The organism is Mesorhizobium yinganensis, from assembly GCF_040081985.1.
Lineage (GTDB): Bacteria > Pseudomonadota > Alphaproteobacteria > Rhizobiales > Rhizobiaceae > Kumtagia > Kumtagia yinganensis.
This window is the reverse complement of sequence record NZ_JBEBMH010000069.1, coordinates 1-6872: the sequence shown is the minus strand read 5'-3', so window position 1 is coordinate 6872 and position 6872 is coordinate 1. Positions and strand designations below refer to the sequence as shown.

4 protein-coding genes and 3 pseudogenes are annotated in these 6872 nt (G+C 62.8%); 2 read left to right on the top strand and 5 right to left on the bottom strand.

Features of this window, described 5'->3' with window-relative positions; translation table 11 throughout:
• The first annotated feature begins 418 nt into the window (after positions 1 to 418).
• The gene (locus ABMA59_RS36690; RefSeq protein ID WP_349010260.1) at positions 419 to 718 is read left to right on the top strand and encodes a hypothetical protein; all 300 of its coding nucleotides are present in this window, start codon (positions 419 to 421) and stop codon (positions 716 to 718) included.
• Between the two features lie 226 nt (positions 719 to 944).
• On the opposite strand, the gene ABMA59_RS36685 is transcribed toward ABMA59_RS36690, so the two are convergent.
• The 4 genes and pseudogenes from ABMA59_RS36685 to ABMA59_RS36670 all read right to left on the bottom strand — a co-directional run.
• A complete protein-coding gene (locus tag ABMA59_RS36685) occupies positions 945 to 2126 on the bottom strand; it encodes an IS701 family transposase (RefSeq protein ID WP_425476060.1) in 1182 nt (393 codons plus the stop codon).
• Between the two features lie 84 nt (positions 2127 to 2210).
• Positions 2211 to 2819 (bottom strand): annotated as a pseudogene (locus ABMA59_RS36680) (IS630 family transposase); the annotation flags it as partial.
• A 317-nt stretch (positions 2820 to 3136) separates the two neighbouring features.
• Positions 3137 to 4162, bottom strand: a complete 1026-nt coding sequence (locus ABMA59_RS36675) for an IS110 family RNA-guided transposase (protein WP_349010262.1) — start codon at positions 4160 to 4162, stop codon at positions 3137 to 3139.
• A gap of 63 nt (positions 4163 to 4225) precedes the next feature.
• A pseudogene (locus ABMA59_RS36670) lies at positions 4226 to 4603 on the bottom strand (transposase); the annotation flags it as partial.
• A 28-nt stretch (positions 4604 to 4631) separates the two neighbouring features.
• On the opposite strand from ABMA59_RS36670, the gene ABMA59_RS36665 reads away from it, so the two are divergent.
• Positions 4632 to 4961 (top strand): helix-turn-helix domain-containing protein, encoded by a 330-nt coding sequence (locus ABMA59_RS36665; RefSeq protein ID WP_349010261.1) that lies wholly within the window; start codon positions 4632 to 4634, stop codon positions 4959 to 4961.
• 195 nt (positions 4962 to 5156) lie between these two features.
• Here the strand turns inward: ABMA59_RS36665 and ABMA59_RS36660 are convergent.
• Positions 5157 to 6309: pseudogene (locus ABMA59_RS36660) on the bottom strand (IS256 family transposase).
• Positions 6310 to 6872: the final 563 nt, after the last annotated feature.

Genomic DNA, 6872 nt, shown 5'->3' with positions numbered 1-6872 from the left:
TCGCCGACGTCCTGGCTCGTATCGCCGATCTTCCTGCCTCTCGTCTGTACGAATTGCTGCCCTGGGAGTGGGAGCGTCTGCGCCGAGCCGATGTGGTCGTCGATCAACAAGCCGCCTGACCTTCACGCAACACCATCATAGCTTCGGCACCGCTCGCGCCAGCCAGCATCTTCTGCGGTCCTCAGCGTATGCGTACGCGGGTGGTCGTGAACGACGATGTTGGGAGCCTTTGAGGGCTTCGACACATGACGATTTCAGAGCTTACGCTAAAATCCAGTGATACTGAGCCCGCGCGGCGGTTCGAGGTTTTCACGGGCTCCGGCCTGCGGCGCGAATGGTTGCCGGAGGAGAAGGCTCGGATCGTGGCGGAAAGCCACGATGCCGGCGAGACGGTGAGCGCGTTGGCCGGCGATATGCATTGTCCCCGCAGCAGTTGTTCGCCTGGCGTCGGGCCGCGCGCTTGCCGTTGGAAGAGATGCCGGCGCGGGAGCCATTGTTTGTTCCGGCGGTGATTGCGGCGCCGGAGCTCGAACCGTCGGAGAAGCGCGCGAGATCGACGCGGAAGCGGAAGGCCGCGCGAGACGCGGGCGCGATCGAGCTGGAGATCGACGGGCGTTGCGATGCGGGTCGGCCGTGGCGCCGATGCCAGGACGGTGGCGGCGGTGATCCGCGCGCTGAAGGCTGCGACGTGATCGGCCGACGGGTGCGGTCGCGGTGATGATGGCGACGAAGCCGGTGGACCTCCGCAAAGGCGCGGACGGGCTAGTACTACAGTTTCATTTTGTCTCGGATTTTCGTGTGTGCGATTGCGGCATAGATCTGGTGCCGCCTTCGCCATCGCGACCAGTCGAGGATGAAGGCGATCGACAGGGTGCAAGGCGGCAAGAGCCGTGCAATCAGGTGCAGTATCTCCGGTGTTGAGCAGGTGTGCTCGAGCCGATGGATCATGCTGCCACGGCCGGACTCGTTTCGTTCCGTTTGCCGAAGGCGTCGCGGCGTTGCTGGGCGCCGATCCGAGCCAGGAAGGCGGCTGCCGCCATGACGAGGCTGATGTGGCGGTGCCAGCCATGCCAGGAGCGGGCCTCGCAGTGATCGAGGCCGAGATCGTCCTTGGCGCGCAGGAAGCATTCCTCGACCGTCCAGCGCAGTCCGGCTGCCGCGGCCAGTTCCGCCAGCGTGGTTTGGGCCGGCGCATAGGCGAAGTAATAGGCGATGGCGTGCGGATCGCGCAGGCTCCTGCGCGCCAGCAGCCAGCGCGCGAAGCCATCGGTGGCCTGCCAGTTCAGGGGCAGACGCACCCATTCATAGAGGCGGGCTCCCTTGGCGCCTTCGCCGGCCGAAAGCGGCTGCCAGGCCTGCGCTTCGAGATCGCCCACGAGGGTGGCCGGGTCGGTCTGTACAAACTTCCATTCTTCCAGGAAGCGCGGCACATGGTTGGAGCGGATCGCCAGCACATAGGCCTGTCCCCGATCTTCCAGCATGCGCCGGAACTGATGGTCCGACCCATAGAGCGCATCCGCCAGCACGAAGGCACAGGCAATGCCCTCATCGAGGATCCGGGTGACCATCTCGCGCGCCATGGCCGGTTTGGTGGCAAAGACGACATCATCGGGCACACAGGCCTTCGCCCGGCGCTCCGGGCTCTCCGCCCATCCCTTGGGCAGATAGAGCCGCCGGTCGATCAGCGCATGACCGAAGCGGCTGGCATAGGCGGCGAACACACCCACCTGGCAGTTCTCCACCCGCCCGGCCGTGCCCGAATATTGCCGTGCCACGCCAACCGAATGCTCGCCCTTCTTCACGAAGCCGGTCTCATCGATCACCAGCACACCATCGGCGTCACCCAGCGCGTCGATGACATAGCCGCGAACCCGCTCACACAGCGCATCCGCCGACCACGACGATCGGCCCAGAAGCGACTGCATCCGATAAGGCCGCTCGTGCCCGGCCTGTTCAGACAGCATCCACCCGGTCTTGCGCTCGGCGCGCGACAGAAGGCCGTCGATGAATGCACCGGCCGAGGCGCGTTGCTCGACACGCTTGAACGCCGGCGCAAAGACCTGTTTCGCACCCGCCAACGTCTCACGCCAGTCCACAAGCGTCCCGGCCCACTCCGCCACGGCCATCATCGATCATCCTCGCGCTTCCAGTCATCGCAAGGAATCACAACTCCATCAAATCCGCAACTGTAGTACTAGAGCACGTCCTGTTTAGTCTGGTTCATAACCGGCAGCTTTGAAGTAGTTGGCGCATTCGTTCTGCGTGAATAGGTCGAGGACTGTGCCGACGGCATTCCATAGGGCGGTGATTGTCCGTTCGGCCATTGCGCGCAGCATCGCCTTGAGCTTGGCGAAAGCGTTCTCGATGGGGTTGAAATCGGGACTGTAGGGCGGCAGGTAGAGCAGGCTCGCACGTCAGGCCTCGATCGCGTCGCGAACACCGGCGGCCTTGTGGGCAGGCAGGTTGTCCATGATGACGACGTCGCCGGGCCGCAGGGTCGGTACCAGCACCTGTCTGACATAGGCCAGGAACACGTTGCCGTTCATGGCGCCGTCATACACGAAGGGTGCTGTCATGCCCGTCAGCCGTAGTGCGCCGGTGAAGGTCGTGGTTTTCCAGTGGCCGTGCGGCACGCCCGCCCGGCAGCGCTCGCCGCGCGGCGCCCGCCCGCGCAAGCGTGCCATCTTCGTGGAGAGGCCGGTCTCATCGATAAATACCAGCTTCGCCGGATCGAGATCGAGTTGGCCGTCGAACCACTCCTGCCGCCGTTTCAGGATGTCGGGGCGGTCCTGCTCCAGTGCATGGGCGGACTTCTCTTCTCTTTTGGGGCAGGGTTTGTCAAGCAAAGGGGACTTGCTCCGTACATCCAAGGGCGCACGGGTCAATTGTGGTATTGGTGTCGGATACGCAAAGGGTCCGAAGCAGCGTAGGATGATGAGTGCCCGCCAGGGGTCTGGCTTCTCTTCGAAGTCGGCGCGCGACCGCTTCATGATCGGGTCGGATGGAGAGGCATCTCAATCTTTTTTTCGAAGCTGCCAGTCTGAACCGACGTTCAGCCCGCCCACGAGATTGCCTACCCACTCGTCCCTGAACGGGACCTCTATCCGCGCGGTGACGCGGAACCCTTTTCGATCTCTCAGACAGCCTTGGCTTCCCAGCGGTATGGCGTGTTATCCATCCACCTCCGGTGCAGGATGATCGCCAGGCGTCGAGCTACCGCCACGATCGCCTTCGCCATACCGCGCCGGCGAGCAACGGAGAGGCCCCACGTCTTCAGCGGAGAACTCCTCTTCGTGAGCCGCAGCAGGATTCCGGCGGCTTCCACCAATACCCATCGGATCCCTGCATCGCCGCACTTCGAAATACCTCTATCCCGGTCGACCTCGCCGGATTGATAGCGTGAGGGCGTCAATCCGAAGTGGGCTGGAACGGAACGCGATCTGTTGAACCGTGCCGGTTCGTCGACGCCAGCTCGAAAGCTCAGGGCAACCACCGGCCCAACGCCCGGCGCCGTCATGAGAAGTTTGCAAGTGTCGTCGTTCTCGGCCAGCCGTTCCATTGCTTTCTGCAACCGCTGAAACTGCTCTCTTAGCACTCGGCGCACTTCCAGGAGTGGATCGATCACCAGGCGAAGATGCGGAGACTGCTCGAGCAATTCGATGATACGCCGCTCGAACTGCAGCCTGGTCACGACGCCAACCTTGAGGCCGAAATTGCGCAGCAGGCCGCGCAGATTGTTCTCCGCATCGACAATCTTCGCCTGTACGAACTTGCGCGCAGTGAGCAGCATCCGAATCTCCTGGCTTCGGATGGTCTTGACGTGGACCGGCTTGTAGAGCCCGACGCGCATCATCTGTGCGATGCCGCGAGCATCGTTGCGATCGGTCTTGTTGATTTGGGCCGAGAGCGCGGCCTTCATGTGCCGCGTCTCGACGCAGATCACTGGATAGCCTGCGGCCGCGAGGCCGCTGTAGAGCCATTGCGAGAGCGGGCCAGCTTCAAGGCCAACGCGCTTGTAGGGGCCGCCAATTGTATGAAGCACGGCGCCGATCGCATCCGGCTCTGTCTCGACCTTGCTCTCGCGGATGAGGCCACCATCCGCGCCCATCACGCAGATGCTGGTGGTACGGACGGAAACATCAAGACCAACGAACAACTCCATGGCAAATCTCCTGACCGGTTGAACCGTTGGAGCCTGCCCGGAAGACTGTTCACCCGCCACTCCCTTCAAGGGAGACCGCCGGAGCCAATCATCCGATCTTTTTTTGAATGTCCAGCCGTGCCGGCCGAGCCAGGCGCTCAAGGCGCTGCGGCTGATCTTAACCGACTGCTCGGTATCCAGTCGCTCCACCATCTCGTTCAGCGTAATGTCCTTGCGCTCCTCCATCATTGCCACGATGAAGCCTTCATGCGCATCGAGACTGGATGCGCTTCGCCGACCCCGCGGTCGCGGCATCAGTTCGCCGATCTTTGCCCGCGCAATCCGCCGGATCGCGCTCGATACACCAACTCCGAACCGCGCCGCGGCCTGCCGTGCCGACATGCCTTCGTCCGACGCTTTCACGACACGCGACCGAAGATCGCCGCTCAATGTCTTTCCCATCGTCCACCTCCGTTGAGACGGACGTTGAATCACCGGCGGACACTTCAGTCACATCACATTCGATTCATCGATCACGGGACGTGATCTAGTCGAGCTGGTGCTCTCGCGGCCGATCGTCTCGACCGGCTTAGTCCAGGACGGGCTAAAAGTCTCAAAGCAGGGAGCGCTCAACCTCGTCGGCGAGCTCAGCCTGCGCGAGATGACGAGCAGAAGGTCTCGCGCGCGGGAGCTGATTGAGGCCGAGCTTCATGATGTCGAAATAGCTCGCGAGAAGCGGATCCCACGCCATTCGTCGATGTCATCTAGATCTCGACTTTCCTGCGTATCAGCGCGGGAAAGCCGGTATCAGTTTGCTTGATTCGTATACAAAACTTCTGGCTAATGAGGTTCAATTCTCGTTTTTTGTGACGATGCTGGCGACATAGTTTGTAGAGAGAGGGAGTGCTTGGCGAGACGCGTGGAAAACGATTGGACCGCGCGCAGCGATCGTGTCCCAGTGAGTGGTGTATCTGACGGCGCTGATCACCGAAGTCTGCGGCTTTGGCCGGGCTGATCAGCGCGCCACGGCCGGCAGGCTGATGAGGGGATCATCGCTCATCAAGCTGATGGTTTCCAGCGTCATGTAGCGGGCGCGCTGCACGGCCCATTCGTCGTTCTGTTCGAGCAGCAATGCGCCGACCAGACGGACGATGGCGTCGTCGTTGGGAAAGATACCGACGACGTCGGTGCGGCGCTTGATCTCGCCGTTGATGCGTTCGATCGGATTGATCGAATGCAACTTGGCGCGATGCTCCCTGGGGAAGGTCATGTAGGCAAGCACGCACCTTGGGCCGGATCTGGTCGGCAACGGCACGCCACTGGGTGCTGGCGGCTTCGGGTGTTTCCTGGGCGAAGGCGGTGGCGATGAAGGCCGAGGCGACGCGGCGCCCGCTCTTGCCGGCGTGGGCCAGCACGTTCCTCATGAAGTGGACGCGGCAGCGCTGCCAGGTTGCATTGAGCACCTTGGCGACGGCCGCCTTGATGCCCTGGTGGGCATCGGAGACGACCAGCTTGACGCCGCGCCGGGTCAGCTTGCGCAGGAACTCCGTCCAGATCGGCTCGGCCTCCGAGGTGCCGACCTCCATGCCCAGCACCTCACGGCGGCCATCGCTGTTGACGCCGACGGCGATGATGACGGCGACCGAGACGATGCGACCACCGCGGCGCACCTTCAGGTAGGTGGCGTCGATCCACAGATACGGCCAGTCGCCTTCGATCGGCCGATCGAGGAAGGTCTTCACTTTGCCATCGATCTCCTCGCACAGCCGGCTGACCTGGCTCTTGGAGACGCCGCTCGCGCCCATCGCCTTGACAAGGTCGTCGACCGAGCACGTCGAAATGCCTTGGATGTAAGCTTCCTGAATGACGGCCGTGAGGGCCTTCTCGGCCATGCGCCGCGGCTCCAGAAAGCTCGGGAAGTAGGAGCCCTTCCGCAGCTTCGGGACGCGCAGTTCGACGGTGCCGGCGCGCGTCTCCCAGTCCCTGTCGCGATAGCCGTTGCGCTGGGCCAGCCGCAGCGGGTTCTTCTCGCCATAGCCTGCGCCGGCGGCAGCGCCTACCTCCAGTTCCATCAGCCGCTCGGCGGCGAAGCCGATCATCTCGCGCAGCAGATCGGCGTCCGGGGTCTTCTCCACGAGCGCATGCAGGTTCATCATGTCGTCGGTCATCGGTCGTTCCTTCGAACCAGGTTGGTGTGAGCAACCCGACCTTATCGGAGAAACATCGATGACCACCCGCTCCGCCACTCGCTCGCTACAGCGCTGTTGAGGGCGCGCTCACGAGCGGTTGCGCTACCGCCGAGCTACACCAAGCGGTGGGACACGATCCGCGCAGCTTGCATGAGCGCATCGCCGACTTAGGAAGATTGCGCGGTGAACGCATCCGTGCGCTTCAAGAATCACGCGAGCGAGCCAAGACCTCCAATCAGCTTCTGGAGCTGCCGCGTGTCCGGTCCGCGACCACCACGAGATACGCTACGACCGCGAACCCGGAGGGCTGGGCGCCGCTCTCAGCGGGCGCTGCCGCGATCACCGCATTGTTGATTTCCACTGAGAAGTGACCCAGTCGACGGAGGTTTTTCCATCGAGAATTGACCCATGTTTGAAGCTCCTCCCACACGGATTGTGTGGGGGACATCGGAGTGATCGACATGGAGTTATTGAGCGTCATCCGACGCTGGCACTACCGAGACCATCTTTCGATCCGCGACATCTCGCGCCGAACCGGACTA

Bases quoted from the DNA above. Each gene is read 5' to 3' on its own strand.
- ABMA59_RS36675 (WP_349010262.1), bottom strand. From the start codon at position 4,162: ATGGAGTTGTTCGTTGGTCTTGATGTTTCCGTCCGTACCACCAGCATC.
- ABMA59_RS36685 (WP_425476060.1), bottom strand. From the start codon at position 2,126: ATGGCCGTGGCGGAGTGGGCCGGGACGCTTGTGGACTGGCGTGAGACG.